This is a genomic window from Kamptonema formosum PCC 6407, assembly GCF_000332155.1.
Lineage (GTDB): Bacteria > Cyanobacteriota > Cyanobacteriia > Cyanobacteriales > Microcoleaceae > Kamptonema > Kamptonema formosum.
Genome location: NZ_KB235898.1, coordinates 574436 through 600876 on the forward strand (window position 1 = coordinate 574436; position 26441 = coordinate 600876).

Annotated in this window: 23 protein-coding genes, 1 tRNA gene and 1 pseudogene; 14 read left to right on the plus strand and 11 right to left on the minus strand. The window is 42.3% G+C overall.

Annotated features, from left to right (window positions below):
- Positions 1–127 precede the first annotated feature (127 nt).
- The 3 genes from OSCIL6407_RS0102565 to OSCIL6407_RS0102575 all read left to right on the plus strand — a co-directional run bounded on the left by OSCIL6407_RS0102565 (position 128) and on the right by OSCIL6407_RS0102575 (position 3441).
- The gene (locus OSCIL6407_RS0102565) at positions 128–694 is read left to right on the plus strand and encodes a hypothetical protein (RefSeq protein ID WP_007355457.1); all 567 of its coding nucleotides are present in this window, start codon (positions 128–130) and stop codon (positions 692–694) included.
- 82 nt (positions 695–776) lie between these two features.
- Positions 777–1757 carry an adenylate/guanylate cyclase domain-containing protein gene (locus OSCIL6407_RS0102570; protein WP_007355458.1) on the plus strand — a complete coding sequence of 327 codons (981 nt, stop codon included), beginning with the start codon at positions 777–779 and terminating at the stop codon, positions 1755–1757.
- Positions 1758–1971: 214 nt separating this feature from the next.
- Positions 1972–3441, plus strand: coding sequence for a hypothetical protein (locus tag OSCIL6407_RS0102575; protein WP_007355459.1), 1470 nt, complete (start codon positions 1972–1974; stop codon positions 3439–3441).
- Between the two features lie 36 nt (positions 3442–3477).
- Here OSCIL6407_RS0102575 and galT read toward each other — a convergent pair whose 3' ends face one another.
- Positions 3478–4482, minus strand: a complete 1005-nt coding sequence (gene galT / locus OSCIL6407_RS0102580) for a galactose-1-phosphate uridylyltransferase (RefSeq protein ID WP_007355460.1) — start codon at positions 4480–4482, stop codon at positions 3478–3480.
- A 279-nt stretch (positions 4483–4761) separates the two neighbouring features.
- Here galT and egtC point away from each other — a divergent pair, with 279 nt between their 5' ends.
- The 3 genes from egtC to egtD are packed head-to-tail and all read left to right on the plus strand — an operon-like array spanning position 4762 to position 8061.
- A complete protein-coding gene (gene egtC / locus OSCIL6407_RS0102585) occupies positions 4762–5571 on the plus strand; it encodes an ergothioneine biosynthesis protein EgtC (protein ID WP_007355461.1) in 810 nt (269 codons plus the stop codon).
- Positions 5543–6913, plus strand: coding sequence for an SUMF1/EgtB/PvdO family nonheme iron enzyme (locus OSCIL6407_RS0102590; protein ID WP_007355462.1), 1371 nt, complete (start codon positions 5543–5545; stop codon positions 6911–6913). The genes egtC and OSCIL6407_RS0102590 overlap by 29 nt, the downstream gene beginning before the upstream one ends.
- A 20-nt stretch (positions 6914–6933) precedes the next feature.
- Positions 6934–8061: an L-histidine N(alpha)-methyltransferase gene (gene egtD / locus OSCIL6407_RS0102595; RefSeq protein WP_007355463.1), complete on the plus strand. Its 1128-nt coding sequence runs from the start codon at positions 6934–6936 to the stop codon at positions 8059–8061.
- A 22-nt stretch (positions 8062–8083) separates the two neighbouring features.
- Here egtD and ruvB read toward each other — a convergent pair whose 3' ends face one another.
- The gene (ruvB, locus tag OSCIL6407_RS0102600) at positions 8084–9187 is read right to left on the minus strand and encodes a Holliday junction branch migration DNA helicase RuvB (protein ID WP_007355464.1); all 1104 of its coding nucleotides are present in this window, start codon (positions 9185–9187) and stop codon (positions 8084–8086) included.
- 237 nt (positions 9188–9424) lie between these two features.
- A complete protein-coding gene (locus tag OSCIL6407_RS0102605) occupies positions 9425–9907 on the minus strand; it encodes a flavin reductase family protein (RefSeq protein ID WP_007355465.1) in 483 nt (160 codons plus the stop codon).
- A gap of 387 nt (positions 9908–10294) precedes the next feature.
- On the opposite strand from OSCIL6407_RS0102605, the gene OSCIL6407_RS0102610 reads away from it, so the two are divergent.
- Positions 10295–12079, plus strand: coding sequence for a calcium-binding protein (locus tag OSCIL6407_RS0102610; RefSeq protein ID WP_007355466.1), 1785 nt, complete (start codon positions 10295–10297; stop codon positions 12077–12079).
- Positions 12080–12234: 155 nt separating this feature from the next.
- On the opposite strand, the gene OSCIL6407_RS0102615 is transcribed toward OSCIL6407_RS0102610, so the two are convergent.
- The 4 genes from OSCIL6407_RS0102615 to lgt form a co-directional block, all read right to left on the minus strand.
- Positions 12235–12435, minus strand: coding sequence for a DUF2283 domain-containing protein (locus OSCIL6407_RS0102615; protein WP_007355467.1), 201 nt, complete (start codon positions 12433–12435; stop codon positions 12235–12237).
- Between the two features lie 153 nt (positions 12436–12588).
- The gene (locus tag OSCIL6407_RS0102620; RefSeq protein WP_007355468.1) at positions 12589–13425 is read right to left on the minus strand and encodes a dienelactone hydrolase family protein; all 837 of its coding nucleotides are present in this window, start codon (positions 13423–13425) and stop codon (positions 12589–12591) included.
- Between the two features lie 183 nt (positions 13426–13608).
- Positions 13609–14391: a precorrin-4 C(11)-methyltransferase gene (gene cobM, locus OSCIL6407_RS0102625; protein WP_007355469.1), complete on the minus strand. Its 783-nt coding sequence runs from the start codon at positions 14389–14391 to the stop codon at positions 13609–13611.
- Positions 14392–14507: 116 nt separating this feature from the next.
- Positions 14508–15419 (minus strand): prolipoprotein diacylglyceryl transferase, encoded by a 912-nt coding sequence (gene lgt / locus OSCIL6407_RS0102630; RefSeq protein WP_007355470.1) that lies wholly within the window; start codon positions 15417–15419, stop codon positions 14508–14510.
- 588 nt (positions 15420–16007) lie between these two features.
- On the opposite strand from lgt, the gene rlmN reads away from it, so the two are divergent.
- Positions 16008–17057: a 23S rRNA (adenine(2503)-C(2))-methyltransferase RlmN gene (gene rlmN / locus OSCIL6407_RS0102635; RefSeq protein WP_007355472.1), complete on the plus strand. Its 1050-nt coding sequence runs from the start codon at positions 16008–16010 to the stop codon at positions 17055–17057.
- 207 nt (positions 17058–17264) lie between these two features.
- On the opposite strand, the gene OSCIL6407_RS32125 is transcribed toward rlmN, so the two are convergent.
- Entirely contained in the window at positions 17265–17447 is a 183-nt protein-coding gene (locus OSCIL6407_RS32125; RefSeq protein WP_071592442.1) for a replication restart DNA helicase PriA, read from the minus strand.
- Between the two features lie 608 nt (positions 17448–18055).
- Between OSCIL6407_RS32125 and OSCIL6407_RS0102640 the strand changes: the two genes are divergently transcribed.
- Together OSCIL6407_RS0102640 and OSCIL6407_RS0102645 are read left to right on the plus strand one after the other, a co-directional pair.
- Entirely contained in the window at positions 18056–18526 is a 471-nt protein-coding gene (locus OSCIL6407_RS0102640; RefSeq protein WP_019486894.1) for a DUF29 domain-containing protein, read from the plus strand.
- Positions 18527–18599: 73 nt separating this feature from the next.
- Positions 18600–19544, plus strand: coding sequence for a PNPOx family protein (locus tag OSCIL6407_RS0102645; RefSeq protein WP_007355476.1), 945 nt, complete (start codon positions 18600–18602; stop codon positions 19542–19544).
- Between the two features lie 27 nt (positions 19545–19571).
- Here OSCIL6407_RS0102645 and OSCIL6407_RS32130 read toward each other — a convergent pair.
- The 3 genes and pseudogenes from OSCIL6407_RS32130 to OSCIL6407_RS0102655 form a co-directional block, all read right to left on the minus strand.
- Positions 19572–19877: pseudogene (locus OSCIL6407_RS32130) on the minus strand (IS1 family transposase); the annotation flags it as partial.
- 277 nt (positions 19878–20154) lie between these two features.
- Positions 20155–20226, minus strand: a tRNA-Ile gene (locus tag OSCIL6407_RS33860).
- 61 nt (positions 20227–20287) lie between these two features.
- Positions 20288–20842 (minus strand): gamma carbonic anhydrase family protein, encoded by a 555-nt coding sequence (locus OSCIL6407_RS0102655; RefSeq protein ID WP_007355935.1) that lies wholly within the window; start codon positions 20840–20842, stop codon positions 20288–20290.
- 46 nt (positions 20843–20888) lie between these two features.
- Here OSCIL6407_RS0102655 and OSCIL6407_RS0102660 point away from each other — a divergent pair, with 46 nt between their 5' ends.
- From OSCIL6407_RS0102660 to OSCIL6407_RS0102675, 4 genes are all read left to right on the plus strand, one after another.
- A complete protein-coding gene (locus tag OSCIL6407_RS0102660) occupies positions 20889–23321 on the plus strand; it encodes a DNA methyltransferase (RefSeq protein ID WP_007355934.1) in 2433 nt (810 codons plus the stop codon).
- A gap of 88 nt (positions 23322–23409) precedes the next feature.
- Positions 23410–23919: a TIGR02652 family protein gene (locus tag OSCIL6407_RS0102665; RefSeq protein WP_007355933.1), complete on the plus strand. Its 510-nt coding sequence runs from the start codon at positions 23410–23412 to the stop codon at positions 23917–23919.
- 87 nt (positions 23920–24006) lie between these two features.
- Positions 24007–24450 (plus strand): VOC family protein, encoded by a 444-nt coding sequence (locus OSCIL6407_RS0102670; RefSeq protein WP_007355932.1) that lies wholly within the window; start codon positions 24007–24009, stop codon positions 24448–24450.
- A gap of 209 nt (positions 24451–24659) precedes the next feature.
- Positions 24660–26405 (plus strand): heavy metal translocating P-type ATPase, encoded by a 1746-nt coding sequence (locus OSCIL6407_RS0102675; protein ID WP_019486896.1) that lies wholly within the window; start codon positions 24660–24662, stop codon positions 26403–26405.
- The last annotated feature ends 36 nt before the right edge of the window (positions 26406–26441 follow it).

The following is a 26441-nucleotide window of genomic DNA, read 5'->3' on the forward strand; positions in this document are numbered from 1 at the left end:
TACCCTCAAACTTTAGTCCAGAGATGAAAGGCAAGAGGAGGCTTTAGTCTCTCAGTGAGATATTTGCCAAATATGGTAAAGTTAGTTAACGGAGTTTCGACAGGCTCAACTACCGAGGTGAAACAAAGTGTACGCAGTACAAAAAGATATTGGGCATTTAAGGGGAAACGATCGGACAATAGTTGAGCAACTACTTTCTTATCCCAATCAAGTTCTAAAAGTTGTGGGTAATAAAGTCGGGTTGCCCCTGGGAAACAAAAGAAAAGAGCATTTTGCTAAGGGGCAAAAACCAGAAGTAAAAATGGGGGTTAAGAGTAATCAAAATTTTGTGCAAATACCGATAGCTAAAGTCAAAGAAAGATGGCAGCAAGAATGCGAATTGAGGGGGTGGCGATTCGTAGCCCAAGAGGAAGATTACAGCTCGAAAACCAGTTTTTTAGACCGAGATTTACGGCCAGCCGCATTTGGTGAAAAACCCGACAGTTGGCAACCATCAGGGAAACGAATCAAGCGAGGTTTATACCGTCATAAAGCGGGCTTAATCTTGAATGCAGACGTTAACGGTGCAGCAAACATCATCTGCAAAGCAAAAGTAGCCGCAGACTCAATAATTGAGACTGCGGGTAGGGGCTTATTGACAAACCCTTTAAGCATCAAACTTGAGGCGGATTCATCCCCCAAAGTTTTTCCTTAAGAATCCCCGTGTCTTTAGACCGGAGAGTGTCAAGCTGTAAATTAGCATATCTGAACAGCTATTGAGGCATTTTTTAGGGCCTGTGGTGACGTTACAACCCACTCCTCATTTGGTACTTCGCACTGATGCGGGCAATCGCTATCTACCTCTGGTGGGCAGCAATTGCTGGACTATTGGGCGGAGCGATGATAATAATTTCGTGTTAAGCGATCGGTGGATTTCCCGCAGCCACGCGATGTTACAACGGATGGAAACAGGAGAGTTTTACCTGATCGATCTGGGCAGTCGTAATGGCTCTTTTGTCAATGGGCGGCGGGTGAGTATTCCTGTAACTTTGAAGAATAGCGATCGCCTAGTCTTTGGTCAAACTGAACTGGAGTTTAACTGTCCCCCTACCAATCGCCTTAGTGGCCCCTTAATCGAGGCTGATTCTGAAGATTTTACTGCTACTTTGACGGTTCGCAGTCTGATCTCGGTGATGGTAATGGATATCCGAGATTTTACTGTTTTGACTAGGCAACTCGACGAAACTATTCTCTCAGAAGTGATCGGTAGTTGGTTCCGCCAAGCAGGGCAAATTATCCGCGAGCATGGTAGTTGGGTAGACAAATACATTGGCGATGCGATCATGGCTGTCTGGTTTCACAAGGCTAACGGCGTTAGCCAGGATGAGATGCTGCGAATTTGTCAAGCTCTAAGTCAACTTCATAAGGCTACAGATGAACTTAGCAGTCGTTATCCCCTTCCCTTTCCTTTGCGAGTGGGAGCGGGAATTAATACGGGTTATGCGATGGTGGGAAATGCTGGTAGTAGCGATCGCTCAGATTATACGGCTCTCGGAGATACTGTCAATGCAGCTTTTCGCCTAGAATCTTGCACGAAGCAAATTGGTAAAGATATTGCTCTAGGAGAGACGACTTACAAATACCTCTCGGAGTTGGGAGGAAGCAACGTTTTCAAGCAGTATGCCGTTGATTTGAAAGGTTACGAGCATCCTACTATTACTTATGGCAGCACTTTTGCGGAATTAAATAGTTTTCTGAAAACGAAAAGCACTAGCTAGATTTAGCCATTAGCCATCAAGGGATAAGTTCTATTTAAGCCCTGGCATCGCTGGATTAATGTATGATAAGCATGAAAATGTTTTCCTCTCTTCAGTAGGTCTATTATTTTAATCATTTAATATTTCTTAACAAAAAAATTGGACGATAGGTATTGACTTGGAATTATCTTAATGTTAAATTCCAGGCATCAGGTCATTACTAAAATTAACAGTCATGCTTAGTTTAGACCATGTTCAACGCATTGAACTTGAAAATTTTTTCGTGCCCGTTCAAGGCGGAATAGTGAATGATGTTGTCATTAATATCAAGCCATTTAACGGGGTGACAAACTTTGCCAATATAGTCCCGGTGACTGACTTTGCTAAATCCTTTTTGAGCAATTATCCCAACCCTAATGATTTCTATGAAAATGTCAGCAAGAATTTGACGGCAGCGATTTTTAATAATGCCCCAGGATTGGGACTGGCACAAACAATGGAGTCCGTATCAGTTGAAATGAACCGTGAACCCATTAGAACTTTACCTTATCCCTTTACCAGTCAAAGCATAGAAAATGCAACTGGCAATACGGATCAGCTTACACAATTAGAAATCAAAAATCTTGTGATTCCCATCCAGGGAGGAACTGTTGCTAATGCGACAATTAATCTTGATTTTGTTGATAATTTAGCAGCCTTCCCCGATATGACTCCTCTGGCTAACTTCACTCGAAGTTATCTTACCACTTATGCCAATCCTAACGACTTCTATGAAAATGTCAGTCAGAATTTAACGGCTACAATTGTTAATAATGCTGGAGCATTCGGATTGGCAGGCGCACTAGATTCTATTTCCGTTGAACTAGAACGTGGCCCTAATGCAGCTTTACCTCATCCGTTCGTGAGTAAATCAATCAGTAGTCCGGGAGAGGGTTTCGACCACGTTGTAAATCTGGAAATTAAAGATTTGTTTATACCCGTTCAAGGCGGAATAGTGAACGATGTTTTGCTGGCCATCGATTACGTAAACGGTGTAGGAACGTTTCCTGATATTGTCCCGGCGACCAACTTTGTCAAATCCTTTCTGATCAATTATCCCAATCCTAACGATTTCTATGAAAATGTCAACAAGAATTTGACGGAAGCGATTGTTGATAATGCCGCAGAATTAGGCCTAGCAGGAATAATGGACTCCGTATCCATCGAACTAAACCGGGCCCCCATTGCTACTTTACCCTATAACTTTGTCAGTCAAAACATCCAAAATTCAGCCGGAAATAACCAGCAAATTACCAAATTAGAATTGGAAGATTTGTTACTACCCGTGCAGGGAGGAACTGTTGCCGATGGGACCCTCACTCTGAATTTTGTTGATAATTTAGAAGTCTTTCCTGATATTAGGCCCCTGGCTAATTTTGCCGAAGATTATCTGACGAATTATCCCAATCCTAACGACTTCTATGATAATGTCAGTCAGAATTTAACGACTACAATTCTGAATAATGCCGAAGCATTCGGATTGGCAGGCACACTAGATTCCCTCTCACTCGATCTGCTACGTGGGCCCAATGCAGATTTACCTCATCCGTTGTTAAATACATCAATTGTCAGACCCGTTGCAATTGGGAATCAGGCACTGACAACAAGGGAATCTTTTGAAATCCTTCCCCAAGAAGATTTTTTCAAGCAATTTGCCCTAGTCTAGCAGGATTGAAAGGCTGAAATCTAAACGCCAGAATTCCTAATCAAAAGGTATTTCCACCGAGCGCAAGAAACTTGCGCTCTCTTCTGGTAATGCCGTGTTGATATACATTCCGCTGCCTAACTCAAACCCCGCTTGCCTGGAAACTCTGGGAACAATAGCGATATACCAATGAAAATATTTTGTCCCCATTTCCCCTGTTGGTACAGAGCGGATAGTATAATTATAGTCGGGATTATTTAATCCATGATAAAGCTTAGCAAGTATAGTTTTCATAGTAGAGGCGAGGTCGCCAATTTCCTCATCGGTAATATCATCAAATGAAGAGGAATGACGACGCGGAAAAATCCAAGTATGAAAAGGCGAAAGTGCGGCGTAGGGAATAAAAGCGACAAAATATTCGCTTTCAACAATTATTCTTTCTTTTGCGGTTAATTCGTCTTGTAAAGTTTGACAAAATAGACATTCTCCTGTATCGTCAAAATATCTAATTGCTTCGTCAATGCGAGTGCGAAATTGGTAAGGTACAACTGGTGTAGCGGCTATTTGTGAGTGGGGATGTTCTAGAGAAGTGCCTGCACTTTCGCCGTGATTTTTAAAGATAATAATTGTCTCAATGCGGCTATCTTGCCTGATTTGTGAATATCGCTGGCGGTAAACTAAGAGGATATTAGCTATATCTTCAACATCTAATAAAGCAGTAGTTAAGTCGTGGCGGGGATGTTCGACAATCACTTCATGATATCCCATTCCCGACATAGTGCGGTGAATTCCATCTGATATCCTAACTCGTGCTTGGGTGGGCGATAAAGCGGGAAATTTATTGAGAATTGCCCTTACTTTCCACCCGTTGCGATCGCACAAGCGGAATGCTTCAAATGTCCCATCCTCCTCATTACCTACACAAAAGGGGCAATCAATCTGATGGGGAGACAAGGGTTTTAAGTTTTTGATTGGTAGGGCAAATTGGTCTGGTCTTCTTGCCCTTTCAGTAGCGATGATTACCCAATCTCTGGTAATTATATTTTGTCTGAGTTCAGACATCCTTTAACCTTCCATTTTATCACAACTTTAATTGATTAGGTATTAACCTTAAGTAGTAATTAGCCATTATAAAAGAAGGGGCTAGGGGCTAGGGGCTAGGGACTAGGGAAAGAGAGAGGAAGAGGGGGAGATAGGGAGGATGGGGAAGGTAAGTAGGAGAGATTAGCAATTTAGCCATTAGCCATTAGCCATTAGCCATTAGCCATTAGCCATTAGCCATTAAGATTGAAGAACGCTATAGTTTAAAATGTGATTTGGATTCCTAACTAAAATTTGCTCATGTGCCGCTTACTCGGCTACCTCGGCCCATCTATTCTACTCGATCGCATCCTGTGTAAACCGGAACATTCGCTGATTATCCAAAGTTATCAACCCCGTGAGATGACATCAGGTTTACTCAACGCCGATGGTTTTGGTGTAGGTTGGCATCACCCACAGCAGGAAACTGACCCATTTACTTACAAGAGTACAGTTCCTATCTGGAATGAAGTCAACATTTCCAGCCTCAGTCGTTACGTTGAATCAAACTCCATACTAGCTTACGTCCGCAGCGCCACTGCGGGTCAAACTTTAGATTTGAGTAACTGCCAGCCATTTGTGCGCGATCGCATCCTATTCGTCCATAATGGTGCAATTAAACATTTTCGGCAAACACTCTACAGACCAATTCGCAATCTCCTAAGCGATCGAGTCTACCAATCTATTGACGGCACAACAGATTCAGAGCATATATTCGCCTTGTTTAACGAATTGAGAGAGAACAATAGTTTAAGCCTAGAAGATGCCTTATACAAGACATTAACTATTCTAGCAGAAATGGCAAATCCCCCCACATTTCCCTTGAGTAAACAAGGAATAGAACTTTCAGCTAATGTCATCATCAGTGATGGTTCCCAGCTAGTAGCTTCTCGCTTTGCCTTTGGAAATACGCCTCCCTCCTTGTATTGGCTACGGGACGATCCAACTTTCCCGGAAGCTGTCATCATTGCTTCTGAACCTCTATTTGCTGGAAATTGGCATTCTTGTCCCGAACAAAGTATTATCAGTGTAGGAAAAGACTTTGATATCAACATCCGTACAATTTCGTAGAGAAGCGATCGCACTCGCTTTGCATCGATGTCGCCTCGGTACTTTACAATTATTTGATGGCATAGATTGGGATACTTTTTGTCGCCAAGCACATTCAGAATTCAGTCCTGTCGGCTGGCATCTCGGTCACATTGCCTACACCGAAGAATTGTGGTTATTGCAGCGATGTGCAGGGATCTCGCCTTTATTTCCCAAGTATCGGCAAATGTTTGCTGCTGATATTTTACCAAAAAAAGAACGGGTTTATTTGCCCACATTTGCCGAAGTATGCTGTTACTTAGATACTGTTAGAAAACAGGTATTAAATTACTTGAAGACAGCGCCGATAGAAGAACAAGAACGCCTCTGGCAATTTGTAATTCAGCATGAAAGTCAGCATTGCGAAACAATTTCTTTTGTCTTGCAGATGCAAAGAGAGGAAAAAGCAATACAGCAGTTATCAAATGAATTAAATACACCCCTACCTAACTCTCTTTCTGGTAATATAAAACTGCCCGATTCAGAAAATTTGTTTTTGCACTTAAATGAGTTAAAATCTACTGTAGGCGAAAGAGAAGATGGTATTAATAAATTACCAATCGCCAATAACTTATCCCCTTCTCATTCGCCCATGATTGAAATTCCGGCGGGAAAATTTGAAATGGGAAATGATGGCATTGACGCTTTAGATAATGAGCAATCTAGCCACCTGCATTACTTAGAAACCTACTGCATAGATCCCTACCCTGTCACCTGCAATCAATACCGAAATTTTATAGAAGTAGGCGGCTATCAAAATCCCCAATACTGGTCAAAAGCTGGCTGGGAATGGCTGCAAAACAACCCAGTAAACCAGCCCCTTTATTGGTCAAATAACCCAACTTTTGATAATCATCCAGTTTGCGGTGTTAGCTGGTATGAAGCAGAAGCTTACTGTCAATTTATAGGCAAGCGACTCCCCACAGAAGCAGAATGGGAAAAAGCCGCTAGTTGGAATTCGCATACAAACATTAAAAACATCTATCCTTGGGGAGAAAAAGAACCGCAACCCCATCAGTGCAACCATGACAATACTGTGGGAAAAACTACACCCGTAGATACATATCCAGAGGGGAAAAGTGCTTATGGCTGTTGGGATATGTTAGGTAATGTTTGGGAGTGGACATCCTCCTGGTTTCATGCTTATGAGGGGTTTGAAAGCTACCCTTATCCGGGATATTCTCAAACTTATTTTGATGGCGAACACCTAGTTTTGAAAGGAGGCAGTTGGGCAACTCGTCCCTGGGCTTTGCGTTCTAGTTTTCGCAACTGGTATCATCCCGGAGTGCGACAGATTATAGCAGGTTTTCGCTGTGCTAAATAGTTTTAATCCCAGCTCCAAAGATGAGCGCAGATGTTTATAATATTATTTGCGTTCATCTGTCTTCATCAGCAGTTGAAAATCACAAAAGTAGCATTTTGGCAATAGATATTATGAAATATTCAAGAATTTCTGAGACCGAAAAATTAGCCAACAGTTGGGAAACACGGCTATACTTAGAGCAATTAGTTACTCCCTCTGTACCCTCAGAAAGGACTGGGAGTGATGTCATTAACGGTTTGAGTCAACAACCTAAATCTCTGCCACCTCGCTATTTTTACGACGATCGCGGCTCGAAACTATTTGAGTTAATTTGCGACTTGCCGGAGTATTATTTAACAAGGACTGAGACAAGTATTTTGCAAGAATGTGCTAGCCAGATCGCACATTTAACTGGCCCTGCTGAAATTGTAGAATTAGGCAGTGGCAGTTCCACTAAAACCCGGATTTTGCTAGATGCTTATTCCCAATTAGGATATCCTTTACGTTATTTGCCAATTGATATTAGTGAAACTATTTTAGAAAGCAGTGCTTATCAACTGTTGACAGATTATCCCTCCCTTGAGGTTCATGGAATTGTCAGCACTTACGATTTAGCTTTAGCGAAGCTGACACCATCACCTTTACCAACTCGAATGATTTGTTTTTTAGGCAGTACGCTAGGTAATCTCAATCCTGAAGAATGCGATATTTTCTTTTCTCAAATTGTCGGTGCAATGCGACTAGGAGAGTATTTTTTATTAGGCGTTGACCTTCACAAATCTAAAGATATTTTAGAGCCAGCATATAACGATAGTCAAGGGGTGACGGCTGCATTTAACTTGAATATGCTACAACATCTCAATCGTCTGTTTGAAGGCAATTTTGATTTGACCCAGTTTCAGCATTGGGCTTTTTATAATGAAGAATTTCACCAAATTGAGATGCACTTGCAGAGTAGGCGATCGCAAACTGTCGAATTGCGCGGTCTAAATTTGACAGTTGAATTTGAGGCGGAGGAAACTATCAGAAGCGAAATTTCCCGGAAGTTTGACTTAAAGATAATTCAGGAAGAATTATCGCGCCGATGTTTAGTACCTTTGCAAGTTTGGACTGATAAAAATCATCGGTTTGGTTTGATGTTGTCGCAGTTGCAGTCAAAATTGGGATAAGATAGCTAGAGCGGTATCATTTCTATTCCTCCGCGTCGATATAACCCAAATGTTTCCAAGCAGCAGGCGTTGCGATCCTACCGCGATTTGTCCGCTGCATAAATCCAATTTGCATCAAATAAGGTTCGCAAACTTCCTCAATAGTTTGGGAGTCTTCACCTGTAGCCGCAGCGATAGTTTCTAAACCAACTGGGCCGCCGTTAAAACTTTCAATCATTCTGCTGAGAATTAGCCGATCCGTCCAATCTAAACCTAAAGGATCGACATTAAAAAGTTCCAGAGAAATTGAGGCAACTTCGGCATCAATTGGTGTTAAATTTTTGACTTCGCTGTAATCTCGGACTCGTCTCAGCAAGCGGTTGGCAATGCGGGGAGTTCCGCGAGCTCTACGGGCAATTTCCTGTGCTCCTTCTGTGGTGATGGGGGTGTCTAGAACTTGAGCACTTCTAAGTACAATTGAAGTTAATTCATCAATTTCATAAAAACGTAATCTTTGGATAAATCCGAAGCGATCGCGCAACGGCGCAGTTAGCGAACCCACTTTCGTAGTCGCCCCCACCAAAGTAAAAGGTTTCAGAGGAATGCTGCGCGTTTTAGCAGTCTTACCTTGACCGATGGTAATATCTAAACGGCAGTCTTCCATCGCCGGATAAAGGATTTCTTCTGCCACCTTCGAGAGGCGATGGATTTCATCGAGGAAAAGAACATCTCCAGCCTTGAGACTAACTAGCAATCCTACAATATCTCGCGGTTTTTCCAGTGCGGGGGCGGTGGTAATCTTGCAATTAACACCCATTTCCTCAGCAATAATCAGCGACATCGTAGTTTTGCCCAATCCCGGCGGGCCGTACAATAATAAGTGATCCAGAGGTTCATTTCTGGACTTGGCCGCTTGAAGCGCGATCGCCAAAAACTCTTTTAAATCTTTTTGACCAATATAATCAGCCAATCGATGAGGCCGAATTTTCTCTTCCTGCTTGTTAGTGCTTTCCTCATCAGCAAAGGCTTCCGGTTCCACCAGAGATTCCGGCTCAGTTTTAGAAGCTTTGCGGCGGCGGGGAGGTTTAGTGAACTCTTCGGGTAACTCTGGAGAGGGAGGCTGTTTTTTAGACGAAATAATTGCCATATCGATCGCTATCAGACATGAGGAATAAGTAAAAGGAAGAAGGAAGAAGGAAGAAGGATTTAGTTATCTAGGAGAGAAGGAAGAAGTAAAAGGAAGAAGGAAGAAGGAAGACGGCTTTAGTTATCTAAAAAAGATGGATTTACTTAGCAATTTAAATTTAAATAGGATTTACCCCACTCTATTTATAGCTCCACCGTATCAGCGGTGCCTTTACCGCCGATACGACGGCGTTATGTTTTAACCGCCATAATTCCAGCCAGTGCTTTCAAGTAAAAGAGGGTCGCCCTCACGATGAACGCCTGCGGCGACGACTTCTCCCACATAAACAGTGTGGTCGCCATGTTCAACAGCACCAACAACTTTACACTCTATATAGCCTAGAGAATCTGAGATAATCGGACAGCCTGTTTCTTCTCCCAAATAAAATTCTACATCCTCAAACTTATCGCCAACGCGCCGCTGAGCTTTGAAAAATTTCTGGGCGAGTTCTTTTTGTCCAGCTTCTAGGAAACTCAAGGCAAAAACGCCGCTGGCTTTAATCATCGCATGGGACTTGGAATCTTGCTTAACGCAGTTCACCACTAGAGGAGGCTTAAAAGATGATTGCATCACCCAGCTAGCGGTGAAACCGTTCACTTCCTCGCCGTCCTTAACGCCGCAGATGTATAGTCCGTGAGGAATCTTACGCAGGATTGTCTGTTTTGCTTTATCGTCTAGCACGGGCGCACCTGTCTGAATTGGTTGTACATAGATTAGTTTACCAATCTCTATCCTTACTACCCACTTATTATATAGATTTTGGCAAGATATCTATTGCCCTATTAGCTAGATGCAGTTTTGAGAGTTTTTCCTACCAAAGCGTTTAAAAGTATCAGCACTTACGCAAAAACCACATATTTCTGTTATTACTAGCTAAGCTATTGCAAATTTATCTTTTTAGTTGATGCGGTCTAAGTCCTAAGTATCGTGAAAAATTTTTACAGAAAAATTCTATAAAAATCAACCGGAAAAAACAAACCTCGCTTGTATCTATGGTACGGGAAGTGTTGCCTCAAGCGACTTTACCCAATTAATTGACTGATTTTTTCACGCATAGGCACGTAAAGCATGGCATCCGTAATTGTAGCAAATACAGGCAAAGAGGAGATTATGTCTAATACTCTTAGCTCGGAAGATATCTTCAATCAACTATTAAGTGAAATCGAAAGCGGAGAAGATGATTTTGAAGAAGAAACCAGCGATGAGGAGGAGGATGATAGCAGTAGCGATAGTATCCCTGGTGCATTTTTTTCTACTGATACAGATTTTAATAATATCAGTGGAACGGGTGGCAATGACACTCTCAATGGCGAAAGTACCAATGATACTCTCTCTGGCTTAGCTGGTGACGATCGCATTAACGGTGGCGGCGGAGCAGACTTACTCGTAGGCGGTCTAGGAGACGATATTTATACTCTACCTTTGACCTCTGGAGGTACAAGAATTCAGGATGAAGGAGGAGGTAATGACGAGCTAAATTTCATAGGTGAAATTAAGCTAGAAACAAGCCTAACAGTTGGCAAGGTGGGTATGGCGAGGAATAACACTAGCTTAGTGGTAGACATTAATAAAGACGGGAAATATGAAGCGGATCGGGATTTAACGGTTGAAAATTTCTTTGCTAATGAATCTAAAAATCAACCAGGATCTGGCGCGATGGATTTTATCGCGCAGTACGACATATTTGAACTAATGGCTTTAGTTAATCCGATCGCTACTACCCTGACTCCGACTCCCTCTCCCATATCAACACCAACTCCGTCTCCAGTATCAACATTAACACCAACTCCAACACCAACTACCTCTCCGGTATCAACACCAACTCCTTCTCCAATATCAACATCAACACCAACTCCAACACCGACTCCCTCTCCCATATCAACACCAACTCCGTCTCCAATATCAACATTAACACCAACTCCAACACCAACTACCTCTCCGGTATCAACACCAACTCCGTCTCCAATATTAACATCAACACCAACACCAACTCCCTCTCCGTCTCCAATTTTGGTATCAACACCAACTCCTACATCTACTGAGACAGTACGCATCAACTTTTTTACAGGTTCGCAAACTCCGCCAAATACCGATCCATCAGGAATCCCAGAATTTCAGGTAAAACAGTTAGAAAGTGAGACACTTTTTAGCTTATCAGACAAAGATGATAATCTTGCTCTAGCTAGCTATCCCGAAGCTGCTAACAAGTCTATTCAAGCTTTGAATGGGAGCGATAACGTGCGCGGTACTGACCTAAATGACAATATCAATGGTAACAAAGGTAATGACACAATTGAGGGAGGAAGCGGCGATGATTCTCTGCGGGGAGGTAAAGATTACGACCAACTTTTTGGTAGCACTGGCAATGATATTGTCAATGGTGGTAATGAAGATGATAGCCTTTACGGTGGAGTCGGTGATGATATTTTACGCGGCGGTAAAGGTAAGGATCTCCTCTTCGGTGAAGAGGGAAACGATCTGTTAGTTGGTGACTTCGATCAAGATAGTTTAGCCGGTGGTGCTGGTAGCGATCTTTTTGTCCTTCAATCTCGGAAAAAGGATTCATCTAGCGATACTTCTACTAATCCTGCGGAAGTAGACCTTGTTGCTGATTTTCAATTAACTGATGGTGATAAAATTGGATTAGTTGGGTTGGCGAATAATGCTCTCAGTTTTGAATCTATTCAGATTCAGGTAAATGACGGCACATCTGAGTCTGCTACTGCGATTAAGATTAAGGCAAGTGGGGAGTATTTAGGAATTGTCAAGGGGGTAGCTGCTAATGATATGGCGGCGCAACCGTCTAATTATTTCCTAGATGTGAGTAATAACCAGAAGTTAACCCTGGGTTAGTGGCAAAGAAACCGGGTTTTTTACCGAATCTATCGGCTGTAGCGAAGTATTTTCGTAAAAAACCCGGTTTCTGGGGCCTCAAAGAGTATGCGATCGCAAATTCCCCAACTTCTTCTAAAATGAGGTAATGAAAAAGGCGATCGCTTCTTTTATTATCAAGAAACTTCGAGCTCAATTTTCTTAAAATTAGCATGAGGAATGCGAGTTCTAACTTGTATAATTTCAATACCAACCACTTGATTTTGGTCATTAAAATCAAAGATAATACCTGGTTGAATTTCTTCTGATTCGACTATTTTTGAATCATCTAAGTGGAAATAGAGAGCATCTAGTTTCTCGTCAAAATGGACTTTCATAGTTGATTCCCTTGAGTGCGATCAAAATAAACAGTAACAATGCGCCAAGGGCTAGTAGTTTGATTATATACTATTAATTTTCCTTTTAAAACTCAGTCAAATGAAAGGCGATCGCTCTTTTTTGTACAAAAAAGCGATCGCTATCACCGTTATTTAAGCAACTCCATGCTGCTTAAACCAAGCTTGTAACCGCTTCCATGCGTCCTGAGCTTCTTTTTGGCGATAAGTCGGGCGATAATCGGCATTAAAGCCATGTGGAGTATCTGGATAAAGCACTATTTCCGAACCGCTACTTCCAGTTTTGAGAACCTCACGCATTTTCTCAACTGTATCATTGGGAATATTATCATCTTTACCACCGTAAAGTCCTAAAATAGGTACTTTTAAAGTGGCTGCAATATCAATCGGATGTTTAGGAGTTAAAGGAGTTGGTTGAGATATTAAACGTCCGTACCAAGCTACACCAGCTTTGACTTTGGGGTTGTAAGCTGAGTATAGCCAAACGATGCGGCCACCCCAACAAAATCCTGTTATTCCTAGTTTGTTAATGTCGCCTTTTGATGATTTTTCTGCCCAAGCTACGGTTGCATCTAAATCCGACATGACTTGAGTATCTGGAACTTTGGAGACAACTTTGCTGATAATTTCTGGAATGTCAGTCATGTTAGAAACATCGCCTTGACGGGCGAACATTTCAGGTGCGATCGCTAAATAACCCAATTTGGCAAAGCGGCGGCAAATATCCTGAATATGAGCGTGAACGCCGAAGATTTCTTGCACTACTAATACTACTGGAAAATTGCTGCCCGTTGCAGGCATTGCTCGATATGCTGGAATTGAACCATCTTCAACAGGAATTTTTACTTCTCCTGCTATTAAACCAGTGGCATCTGTGGTAATAACTGTGGCAGAAATGGGGTGAGCTGCTAATGCAAATCCAGCAGCTAATGTGCTGATTGTAATGAATTTTCTGCGGGTTAATTCTCTCATTGTTGTTAGTTGTTAGTTGTTAGTTGTTGGTTGGTAATTGGTAATTGGTGATTGGTAATGGCTAATTGCTGATTTGGTACTTAGGGGTTGTGAAATGAAATCTTTAACTCAAAAAACTCATAACCCTTTGTTGTTCATTAGCTATTAGCCATTAGCCATTAGCAATTAGCCATTAGCAATTTCTCATTTTTGACGGAATAGATGAGTGTGTTCGGGATGGTAAAGGCGCGATCGCCCTCCTACTGCTCCCAAGGCTGGACTGATTACATACATCGTGGTTCTAATTAATTTATGATCGCGGGTACTAACTGCCATTTTGTCAAGAGAAACTAGCAAAATTTTTTCATCTGACCAACCTAAACGGTAACAAATTGCTACAGGTGTATCGCTGGGGTAATGTTTGGCTAACTTAGCTTGAGCCTCTTCTACGTGGCGGGCACTCAAATATAAACACAAACTGGCTTGATGTGCGGCTAAACTGGCTAATTCTTCGCGTTCGGGGACTTCTGTGCGGCCGCCGATCCGGGTAAGAATAATAGTTTGTACTTCTCCGGGTATTGTCAGCTCAACTTTGAGTTTAGCGGCTGCTGCCTGAAAAGCACTAATTCCCGGTATGACCTCAAAAGGGATGTCAGCTTCAGCTAAAGCTTGCATTTGCTCGTGGATGGCGCTGTAGAGGCTGGGATCGCCGGAGTGAAGGCGGACGACTGAAAGTTGCGATCGCACTCGTTCCACCACGATCGCTAAAATCTCTTCCAGTGTCTTATTCGCAGTTTGGATAATCTCAGCATCAGGGCGGACACCCTGTAGAATTTGCTTAGGTACCAGGGAATCGGCAAATACAATTACATCAGCCTTAGCCAGTAACTTTTGAGCCTTAACTGTCAATAAATCCGGGTCGCCGGGGCCAGCCCCAACTATATAAACTCTAGGTGTTAGAGACTCAGTAGGATCGATCGCGTTCATTCAAAAAAATTCTGCTAATTTTGGTAATTGATCCGGGTTAACCGCATCTTATTCAGAAAACAATATTGGTAGATGCACCCTGGTTTGAACCCTAGAGACCAATCTCTAGGGTTTTTTTAATTATTGGTATCAGCATCATCCCGCGATCGGTTAATATTGGTTGTCTGTTGGTTTACTGAGACAACATCTGGCAAAGGGCGATCGAAAAAGTAAAGCCAAACTAGCCCCATCAATCCTACAAAAATACCTGTCAAGCTTACTACTTGAGCAATTCGCAACGAACCCAACATCAAACTATCAGTTCGTAAGCCTTCAATCCAGATGCGGCCAGTGCTGTAGGTTGCTATATAAACTAGAAATAACGTGCCTGTTTTCAGGCGGCGTTTTCCCTGTAAATCCTGAAAAAATAATGTTAGTAATAACCCGAATACTGTTAAATTCCATAAAGACTCGTAGAGAAAAGTAGGGTGAAAATACTCAAACTGTCTGTATTCTTGAGGCAGTCCATAGCGGTGTTCGGGGGGTATATACAATTTCCAGGGCAAATCTGTAGGGCCTCCAAAAGCTTCGGAGTTGAAGAAGTTTCCCCAGCGCCCGATTGCTTGGCCTAAAATTACAGAAGGAGCCATCAAATCTGCTAATTGCCAGAAAGAAATTTGCTGAAGTTTGGAAAATATTAAAGTTGCTATTAGTCCGCCTAAAATAGCTCCGTGGATGGCAATTCCACCTTTCCAAATTGCAATGATATCGCCTGGATTTTGACTGTATTGTTGCCACTCAAATAGGACGTAGTAGAGTCTAGCACAGGGAATCGCTCCCACAACTAGCCAGATCGCGAGGTCGCCAATGGTTTCGGGGTTGATGCGGCGGCGTTCGGCCAGATATTGGGAAAGGTTAACGCCAATTAAAACTGCTGAGGCAATTAAAAGACCGTACCATCGGATCGATAGGGGCCCCAGGCTGAAGATTATGGGGCCTGGAGAGCTAAATTGAAAGGCTAAGGGTAGGGCTGGATGGTTTAGCAACATGAAAATTTAATCGATAGTGGTTGAAAACTGTAAGATCCGCGCACCCTGTACGAAACTACAGATTTGATTTTATGTTGTGGCGGTGACATGAGTGCAATATTCGCTCAAATTTCTAGAACTTAGACAAAGTAACCGGGTTTCTTAGAAAAATACCTGATTTTTAACTAGATATCTACAAAGAATACACAAAGAAACCGGGTTTCTTAGAAAAATACCTGATTTTCAACTAGATATCTACAAAGAAACCCGGTTTCTGACCTGGACGTGGGTAAGTCTTGATTTTTAGTTGATGGCGGATGAACTTTAGGATAGTGGTTGATGACACGGGGACGAGTAATGCCCAAAAATGAAGAGTGGGAATCGCTGAAGTTTTGATAGTTAATTAGATGTGTAAGGGCGATCGCGTAAAACAAACAGCGTAACTGAAATAGGACTTACGCAGGAAGTCGCAGAAATCGGTTTTTGAGAGCATCTGTGGGTCTGGGCGAAGTATTTTCGTCAAAAAACCCGGTTTCTGTGGTTGGGTGCGTAAGTCCTGTGAAAGCGAGTTAAGTTAGTAGTAGTTCGTTTTTAGTTTTTCTCCGTCCTATGCCCGTTGTCGAATCCCCAACGCCCCATGTCTCTTCTTCCGCGCCCCTTTTAGGCGCAAATCTTGCGGAGTTAACAGCATGGGTGCAGGAGCAGGGACAACCTGCTTACCGCGCTAAGCAGTTACATCAGTGGATTTATGAGAAAGGCGTGCGATCGCTTTCGGAAATCTCCGTCTTCTCGAAACAGTGGCGCGAAAGTCTGGCAAATGTGCCGATCGGTCGCTCAATAATTCACCATCGCTCAGTTGCTCCAGATCAAACTGTAAAATATCTTTTAAAGTTAGCCGATGGTCAAATTGTGGAAGCTGTGGGTATTCCGACAGAAAAGCGTCTGACTGTTTGCGTTTCTTCACAGGTTGGCTGTCCGATGGCCTGCGATTTTTGTGCTACTGGTAAGGGTGGTTTTCAGCGCCATTTAGCTAAGCATGAAATTGTCGATCAGGTGTTAACGGTTCAAGAAGATTTTAAGCGGCGCGTCAGCCATATTGTATTCATGGGTATGGGGGAACCGCTACTGAATTTGGAAAATGTGGTGGCGGCTGTTAAGTGCCTGAATGAAGATGTGGGAATTGGACAGCGAAATATTACAATTTCGACGGTGGGAATCCGCGATCGCATCCGTTTATTAGCCGAACATCACTTACAAGTTACTCTCGCTGTCAGTCTTCACGGTTCTAATCAAAAGTTGCGGGAAAAACTAATACCGAGCGCTCGGAATTATCGGTTTGATGAATTGATGGAAGAATGCCGCGAATATGTGAAGATTACCGGCCGAAGATTGAGCGTTGAATATATCCTGTTAGCAGGCGTGAATGACCTGCCAGAACACGCTGCGGAATTAGCTGATAATTTGCGCGGTTTTCAATGTCATGTTAATTTGATTCCTTACAATCCGATTGCAGAAGCTGATTACGAGCGTCCAAGTCAGTATCGAATTAAGGTTTTTGTTGAGGCTTTAAAGGCGCGGCATATTGCAGTTAGCGTGCGCTATTCTCGCGGATTAGATGCAGATGCAGCCTGCGGTCAGTTACGGGCATCGCGAGTTTAAGATTATGGTGGGTAGAGTGGGCTGTTTAATTCTCCATTCTAAAATTTTAAGACTTAACCAGCAACTCCTTCCTGGAACCAAGACTGTTTAATTCTACCCAAAAAATTGTTTAACATCTCCACCAACCCCTCTCTCCGACAAGGAGAGGGGGGCAGGATTGTTAGCATTAATTCTCTTTAAGCAGTACCCACCCTACAATCTATAAAATTAGTGACGTGAATAAAGACCGGGAGCGTAGGCTTCCACAACTTTACCAGTGCGAGAACAAGTAATCATTAAATAGTCGCAGCTAGGGCATTTAGTCTCTATTAGGTGGCTGGTAGAATGATAGTGGCGTTCGGCAGCGGAACTGCCGCAGTTAGGACAACGAATTGCTTGTTTTGTCTGCATTTTAAATCCTTTGAATTTAATGGTTTTTAAGGGGCTGTTTAATTTCAAATTAGATCGTTTAGTTGAAAAAATCCACTTTCGCAACAAAATGTATAGCTAGGGGCTAGGGGCTAGGGGCTAGGGGCTAGGGGAAGAAGGGAATAGGATAAGCGGGTTTGGTGAAAACCAGTATGTCCTAACCACCTTGGCGGTTGCTATATCTAATTTAACCAACAGGTTAAGAAATTTTGACTGGAGAATTGATTAAACGCTCTTTATTTATTATGGCACTATATATATAGAGAAAACAGGATTTACCGACAGGGATCGAGAAAATCTGTTGTTTCACCGATGCTTGACTACAGGAAGGAAGAATTTTCCCGGAAACCTGGTTTTTTACCAAAATACTTCGTTTAAACCCTCAATCGGGGTAAAACACTGCTTTTCTTTGGTCGGAACCTATAAGTTTTGGGTAAAAAACTTGGTAAATGGGGTGATGGTTCAGGTAAGGCAGCGGATTCGCGATGCCCATTTAACTTAACTGGTTTGGTTGCTCAGGTCAATCGGGCGCTTGACGATGCTAATGAGTTGTGTAGGTTATTATATAGTTATCGATTATTATGTGATTAATGGTAATGCTTGAACCTCTCTATGAAAAAGATTTTCAAATCTGGATTGATGCCACGATTCAGCATCTCAAAAATCGTCAATTTGAATCTCTCGATATTGAACATTTGATTGAGGAATTGAATGGCTTGGGTAAATCGGAGCAGAATGCACTCAAAAGTAATTTAATGATTTTGTTGGCTCATTTGCTGAAGGTGAAGGTACAATTTGATGCTCCCGATACTATGAAAATGAGTTGGTATAATTCTATTATTGAACATCGCCAACGAGTTTTGAGCAGTTTAGAAGATACACCTTCTTTAAAAGGTTTTCTTGTGGAAGCGATTGATAAAGCTTATCCTCAAGCTTATAAGTTAGCAATTAAGGAAGGTAAATTTGCGGCTTTAGGGGTGCGGATTCCTGATGTAAGTGAATATCCTAATGTTTGTCCATTTTCTGTTGAGCAGATATTAGATGAGGATTTTTATGGTTAGTTTTTGATTCAAATTAGTGTCTAGAAATCATTTTATTATTTCTGTGTTTTAACAAGATTTGGAGGGTATATCTATGCGACTTGAAAGCCCTTTCCACGAAGGCGAACTGCACGCACAGCAACGGGTTGGCGAAGAGATAGCAGCCCAACAAAATGGGCAAATCATTGGGGATACAATTGTCCAAAATGCAATCAAATTCATCGAACAGCAACGCATGATTGTTCTGGGCAGTGTGGATGCAGCGCAGAAAGTTTGGGCATCGGTGTTGTTTGGGTTGCCTGGTTTTGTTAAACCTGTCGATCCGCAGGCGATCGCATTTGACTTAACCCAAGCTATGATTAATCCTCACGATCCTTTCTGGGCAAACATCCAGGCTGAAAATCAGATCGGAATGCTGGCGATCGAACTTGCCAGTCGCCGTCGGTGGCGGATTAATGGCGCGATCGCTCAACAAGCAAGCGATCGCTTACGTTTAAATGTTGTAGAATCCTATCCCAACTGCCCCAAGTACATTCAGCGACGGCAGCTTGTTCCGAATTTCGATTTAACGGCTGCAAAACAAGGTTCTGAGGCACAATTTGGACAATCCCTAACACCTGAACAGCAGCGTTGGATTGGATCGGCCGATACTCTATTTGTTGCCAGCGCCCACCCAACTCGTGGGGTTGATGCCTCTCATCGCGGGGGAAATCCCGGCTTTGTCCAGATTCTAAATGCGCGATCGCTTCGCATTCCCGATTACGCTGGAAACAGTATGTTTAATACCCTGGGAAACCTGGTTATTAATCCTCTAGCTGGGTTAGTTTTTCTAGACTTCGATCGCAGTCGCACGTTGCAACTGACAGGTAAAACTACAATTCAGTGGGATCTGGATGAGTCTACCGACTCAACTGGTGGGACTCATAGATATTGGGATTTCACAATTGACCAGTGGTTAGAAACTGACTTACCCCAGTTACTTCACTGGGAATTTTTAGATTATTCTCCCCACAATCCGATAGCGGCAGTTGTTGAATAGGCGTTGCTGAATCAAGGTATGATAAACTTATTGTGCGATCGCAGACAAGCGAAAATGATTTCTTTGATTTTGATACGGAACTGGAACATCTGCAAATTTTAGATAGTGAATTAGTAACTGAATTGAATATCTTAGCATTTGTTCAGATTTAGAATAACAAAGACTTTTTCGTTTTAGGCGAGCCAAATAATGCCTTAATTTTGTATTTTCACCCTCAACTCTTATCATATATGTTTTGCTAATAATCTGATCTCCATCGGGAATAAAATTAGGGTAAACTTTCCATCCATCTGTCACATAAAAATGGCATTTCCATTTATTAACAATCTCCCAGTGTTGTGAAGTGTTATTTTTTGGCGATCGCACTCTCAAATCATCATACCCCAATTCACCAACGCCTCTTTTGACAACCTTCCTTCAAAGGGGTGTTCAAAGTCGAAGGGTTCCCTGGGAACAGACTCAGCTTTTCTGTACATGGTGAGGGAGGGTGATGCAAGGCTTTTGACCTATTTTACCTGTTTTTCTTGCACCATACTCTCGCTCCGCGATCGCACCGCCCTCACGCCTCTAGCCAGCGCCCGTCATGCTCGGATTCGCCCCATATTTATTATGCAACCTCTGGGAGTTGAACCCAGCTCAGACGAATTATGAGTTCGTTGCCTCTCCGATCGGCCAAGGTTGCGATGGCGGAACGCCGCGCCGAAGGCATCGCGCACTTAGATTACTGGGGATTCGCTTAGGGATTAATCGGCTTTGGCAAATCCCAAATTAGTTCCTCTACCAGAGTGAACCAAAGCTAACTGCTCGTAGCGTTTGGCGTGTTCGATCAATTCAGCGGCTTCTGCCTCAGAGACATCTCGCCGTAGTTTGGCCGGCACTCCCACAACTAAGGACAAAGGCGGCACGTCTTTAGTTACAACTGAGCCCGCACCGACGATACTACCGGCCCCCACCCTCACGCCATCGAGTACGACTGCACCGATCCCAATCAGACTTCCCCGCTCAATATAAGCTGAGTGAATTACAGCTCGGTGTCCCACTGTTACAAAATCTTCTAAGATAGTGGGCTTACCTGGATCGCCGTGCAAAATTGCTCCGTCTTGAATATTAGTACAAGCTCCGATCGCAATCCGCTCCACATCTCCTCTGACAACGGCTCCGTACCAAATACTAGCCCCCGCTGCGACTTCTACCAAGCCAACGATCGCAGCATTGGGAGCGATAAAAGCTGCTAGGGAGAGATCGGGGACGGGCCAATAGGATGTTAGGATTGGGAGTGGCTGGTTAAGATTAGTCATAGCGATCGACATTAGCACAACAAAGAAAAAAGAATCAATTGAATCTATGAAACATCTTGGTCTTCCCTTAGAAGTAATATCTAAAGAAAAGCTTTCTACCAATCTAACGGCTAATCGGCACCCCATCCATAGATGGTTCAACTTCATAGCGGGTTTTTCTCCAGAATTTGTAAGCAATTGTATTCAAGAAGCCAACTTAAAAAGCAATGAAATAATTATCGATCCTTTTGCTGGGCTTTCAACTACTTTAGTACAAGCAAATCGGGAAGGAATCCAATCTATAGGTTTTGAAGTTCATCCATTTTTCTATGATATTTCTCTTGCAAAACTTTTCCCGCCAAAAGGGGAACAGCAAATAAATAACATTGAGAGTATATGTCAATCAGTCAGACCTTATTTTGGTGAACTAACAGAAATTTGGTCAAAAGATGCTTTAGCTTTTTTAAACAAACTTGTACCAGAAAAAGAGCTTAGATTTTTAGCATCAGCCTTGCTTCTTGAAAATGAAGTAAATATTACAGAACGCCATATTTATCGCCTTGTTTTATCTCGCGTTTTAGAGTTGGCATCTGGCTCTCAGACTGATGGTATTTACAAAGCTCCTACTACGCGAAAAAAATCGGTTTGTTATAACGAAAGTATTACAAAAATTTGCGCTGAAATTAGAGGGGATGTCGCTATTATTGGAGATCGCTATTTATCGAAATCTTCTTTACATTTAATGACTTCAGAATATATGCTTCCAGTCGATAAAGAAAGTTGTTCATTGTGCATTACATCTCCACCTTATTTGAATAATTTTGATTTTGCTGAAATGACTCGAATGGAACTTTATTTTTGGCGTTATGCAAGCTCATGGCGGGAAATAACAGAGAAAGTTAGGCGTAAATTTATTGTCAATACTACAACTGTACCTACTGATTTAAAACGCAACCAAAACAAGTTTGTTGAAAGTCTATCTCCAACTTTTTTAGCTTACCTCCAACCAGTTGTTAGCGAACTTAATCAACAAAAGCGTGTCCGACCTGGGAAAAAAGATTATGATTTGCTTGTTTACCCATACTTTGCTCAAATACAGTCGGTTTTCCGAGAAATAAGGCGAGTGCTAAAAATAGGAAGTTCTTTTCACTTGGTTGTCGCAGATGCCGCTCTTTATGGAGTTCATATCCAAACAGAAAAACTGCTGGCAGAGCTTATGCAAGAGAATGGATTTCAGATCGTAGGAATTGAAAATCTGAGAACAAGAGGAGAACGCTGGATACTTAAAAAGAGAGATGGAGCAAAAACTTCTCTTGGAGAGTTCCATATTCACGCTGTACGTACTGACAGAGAGCAAACAAGCCTACTAGGAAGTTATATCATGCAAGAAAATTTAGATTTAGAACTGGAAGAGTCAACAGATGAGGAATCGGTGGAACAGAAGCTCAAAACAGATACTCTCTATGGTCTTGCGAAAGAGGCTATGGAACATTATGTTCGAGTCTATATAGAACTTAGCCGTCAGAGCCACGCCTTAGCAAATATTAAACCAGAGCACGTTCAGAGCTTAGAGCAAAAAATTATTGTTCTTACAGGAATAAATAGTTCACTTGATGCTGCTTCTGCCACGGTCGAACAAGTTGTTCAAGAGTGGCAAAGAGTTCTAGCTATTCCCTTCGATGTGGAAGCTGCTCTTACAAAGGGCGTATACGAGCAAATGAGGGAAAGAGTTAGAGATTTGCTGAGTGAACTGGAGCAGGAAACACAGGGATTTACGGTATTTGAAGCCAGCTATATTAAAGCTTCGCCTTATATGCTCCCTCTTCTCCAACGCCTAGCAAAAATTTCCAGTAAGTCGGCATTAAAAAAACGAATTGGTAGTGTTTCAGATAATGCAATTTCCGAAAAAGCTTCTCAAAAGTTAGCTGATATTTTGAATCAACAAGTTTCATTACAGCCTGTGAACTGTTCAGAGCTTATACAGAGTATTGAGCCAACTTTGGAGGGGATTGTACGTGACTTGGTTGGTAGAATTTTGCTAGAAAGCGTTGTCGCAAGTGCTCTTGATGATGCCAAACTCTCCTATAAGCGTGAATCTGAGTACAGCCATATTGAAGGAGTCCTTTATAATATTCGGGCCGACTTTGTTATTCCTGATGATAAATATCCCAAAGCTTTTATAGAAGTCAGAAAGTCTTCTCCAAGGCACGCATCACTTTATGCAAAAGACAAAATGTTTTCAGCCATAAACTGGAAGGGAAAACATAAGGAGATGCTGGCGGTCTTAGTAATAGATGGGCCTTGGACATCTGAGACATTGAAAGTTATGGCGAAAGTATTTGATTATGTTGTTCCCCTTGCAAGGGTAGCTGATATAGCACAAGCCATTTCTGCATATATACAGGGTGACAAGTCTAAGCTTAAATGGCTCATAGATTTTGCTGTTAAACCAGCAGTGGTCGCAAACACAGAAACAACCTCACCAGACGAAGCAGATTGATAGATATTGCAATAGCCGACGTTTGGCTATCAGGTATAATAATAAAAGCAATTAGCACTATTGCAGAAAATATGCTGGGACGCACTCCATGATCAATCCTGCCTTGCAATACCCGATGTTTGGCCCGGAAATTCAGTGTCCTCACTGTCGCCAGACAATTCCGGCGCTAACGCTAACGGACACTTATTTGTGTCCCCGTCACGGCGCATTTGAGGCAGACCCGAAAACGGGTGAGCTAGTCCATCTCCAGTCAGGTCGTCACTGGCGGCAGTGGGAAAATGATTGGTATCGGCAGCACACACATCCTGACGGGATTCGCTTTGAAATTCACGAAGCTCTCGATCGCCTCTATACTCAAGGTTATCGGGCAACTCGCGTCATCATCGCCCAACGCTATCGTGACTTAATTAGCTCTTATCTGGAGCGTACCACTCCTTGGCGGGGACAACCAGAATCCCCTCGGCCGAGACTTTACGGTTTGCCTGTCGATTTTAGCCCTGACCCCTTAGAGGAACCTTGCTGGGAAGTAATTAATTTTGACTTGGAAAAAGAGCCAGGAGTACCGATTAGATATCCTTATTTTCGGTTGTTTGAATAAGATTAGAAAAGCGCTGTATAAGCATTCTTCCTTCTTCCTTCGGCTTTCTACTTAGCTCTGTATCTAAAATCTAAAATTTAAAATCGAATGCACCACGCCTCGATTCGTACTGCTAATATTCATTGCGCGATCGCTTTCTACGAACAACTGGGATTTACCGTCTGCGAACGCTTTACAACCGGTTACACGCTTGCTTGTTGGATGGAAGGCTTAAATGGGCGTATTGAACTGATCCAAATACCGGAACCCAAACCTGCACCGGATGCCTTTGGAGACGAGCATTACGTTGGCTACTACCACCTATCTTTTGATATCACAGATACGGCAACTGACCTTTCTAGCTGGCTAAAGTCGGTACAAGAGCGCTTTGAGTCAGCAGCACAGGCGCAACCCAAGGAATTCCAGCCTTTAAAAGTTCTCTTAGAACCGACTCAGCAAATGATTGGCACGAATGTTTATGAAGTAGCTTTTATTGCCGATACCGATGGATTACCTTTAGAATTTATCCGGCTGTTAACTGTTAACAGTTAACGGTTAGTTGTTACCAATTACCAATTACCAATTACCAATTACCAATTACCAATTAATAATGATTATCGCTCTCGCTCAGGATTTATAACCACTAATTTTCTTTGAACATGAGCTTGACTTTTAAGTTTTAATCTACTATGGTTCCTTTTTAAGAGACTAAATATGAATATATGTTCATAGTAGCTTTTTATCTAAACTTGGGAAAAATAATGAACAAACCAAAATTAAGTCATTCGGGCTGTTGTGGGAGTGACGACCACCAAGAACGCAGTCATGAGAATCATAATCATAACCATAATCACGACCACGACCACGACCACACTCATGGCGGTGGAGATTTCAACCTCAATCAAGAGTTGATACCTGTTGGGTTGGTGGTTATTTTGTTTATCATCGGTTTGATTTTTGAGGAAAAATTACACAATACGCCCTACAGTATTGGCGAATATCTAGTTTTTATCCCAGCCTATCTTTTAAGTGGCTGGAATGTATTGAATAGCGCCGGACGTAATATACTTCGAGGCAGATTATTTGATGAAAACTTTTTAATGACTGTAGCAACATTGGGCGCAATCGCAATTCACAAACTGCCTGAAGCCGTTGGAGTAATGTTGTTTTTCAAGGTAGGAGAATTATTCCAAGATTTTGCTATTGGTCGTTCTCGCAAATCCATCAAAGCACTATTAGAAATTCGACCCGACTATGCCAATCTCAAGCACAATGGCGATGTCAAAAAAGTTTCACCAGAAACAGTAGCCGTAGGGAATATTATTATTGCTAAGCCAGGAGAAAAGATTCCCTTAGACGGCGAGATTATAGAGGGAAATTCTCAAATTGATACATCAGCAATAACTGGAGAATCAGTACCTCGCAGCGTCAGAATTGGAGAAAAAGTCTTAGCGGGAACGATTAACCAGACAGGAGTTCTCACCGTCAAAGTTACTAAACTGTTTGGCGAGTCTTCAATATCCCGGATTTTGGAATTAGTAGAAAATGCCAGCAGTAAAAAAGCTGAGACTGAAAAATTCATCACCAAATTTGCTAAATTCTACACGCCGTTTGTGGTTTTTAGCTCATTAGCAGTTGCTTTAATTCCTCCTTTATTTATTGCAGGATCAACTGATACCGACCGATTTCTCTGGGTTTACCGCGCTCTTGTTTTATTAGTTATTTCCTGCCCTTGCGGACTTGTTATTAGCATTTCCCTGGGATATTTTGGGGGAATTGGAGGTGCTGCTAAGCAGGGTATTTTAGTCAAAGGCTCTACTTTTTTAGATACTCTCACTGAAGTCAAAACAGTTGTTTTTGACAAAACAGGAACTCTGACAAAAGGGGTCTTTAAAGTGGCTAAAGTTGTGCCTAAAAATGGTTTTGCTGAAGCAGAATTGATAGCAATAGCCGCAAAAATAGAATTTCAATCTAATCACCCTATAGCGAAATCTATTCTGGAAGCCTACGGTAAAAAAATAGATGCTTCTGAAGTTAAAGATTACGAAGAAATAGCAGGACACGGCATTCGAGCTAAGTTAGATAATCAGGTTGTGCTTGCGGGAAATGACCGTCTGCTGCATCGGGAAAACATTGCTCACGATGTCTGCAATCTCGAAGGAACAGTCGTTCATTTAGCAGTAGAAAATCGCTACGCTGGGTATATTTTGATTGGAGACGAGATTAAGGAAGATGCAGCACAAGCTATTTTTAACCTAAAGAAACTAGGTGTTGAGCAAATCGTGATGTTAACAGGAGATAATCAAGCCGTAGCCGAGAGTGTCGCTAAAAATCTGGGCACAAAAACCCACAATATTGTCTGGCAAAATATCATTTTTGCTATGTTAATCAAAGGTATATTTATCGCTTTGGGAACTTTCGGGGTAGCAACCATGTGGGAAGCCGTTTTTGCCGATGTAGGCGTAGCTTTGGCGGCTATTTTCAATGCAACTAGAGTTTTAAAATAAGGAGTTTGCCAGCCCCCATTACCATCGAACATCTAT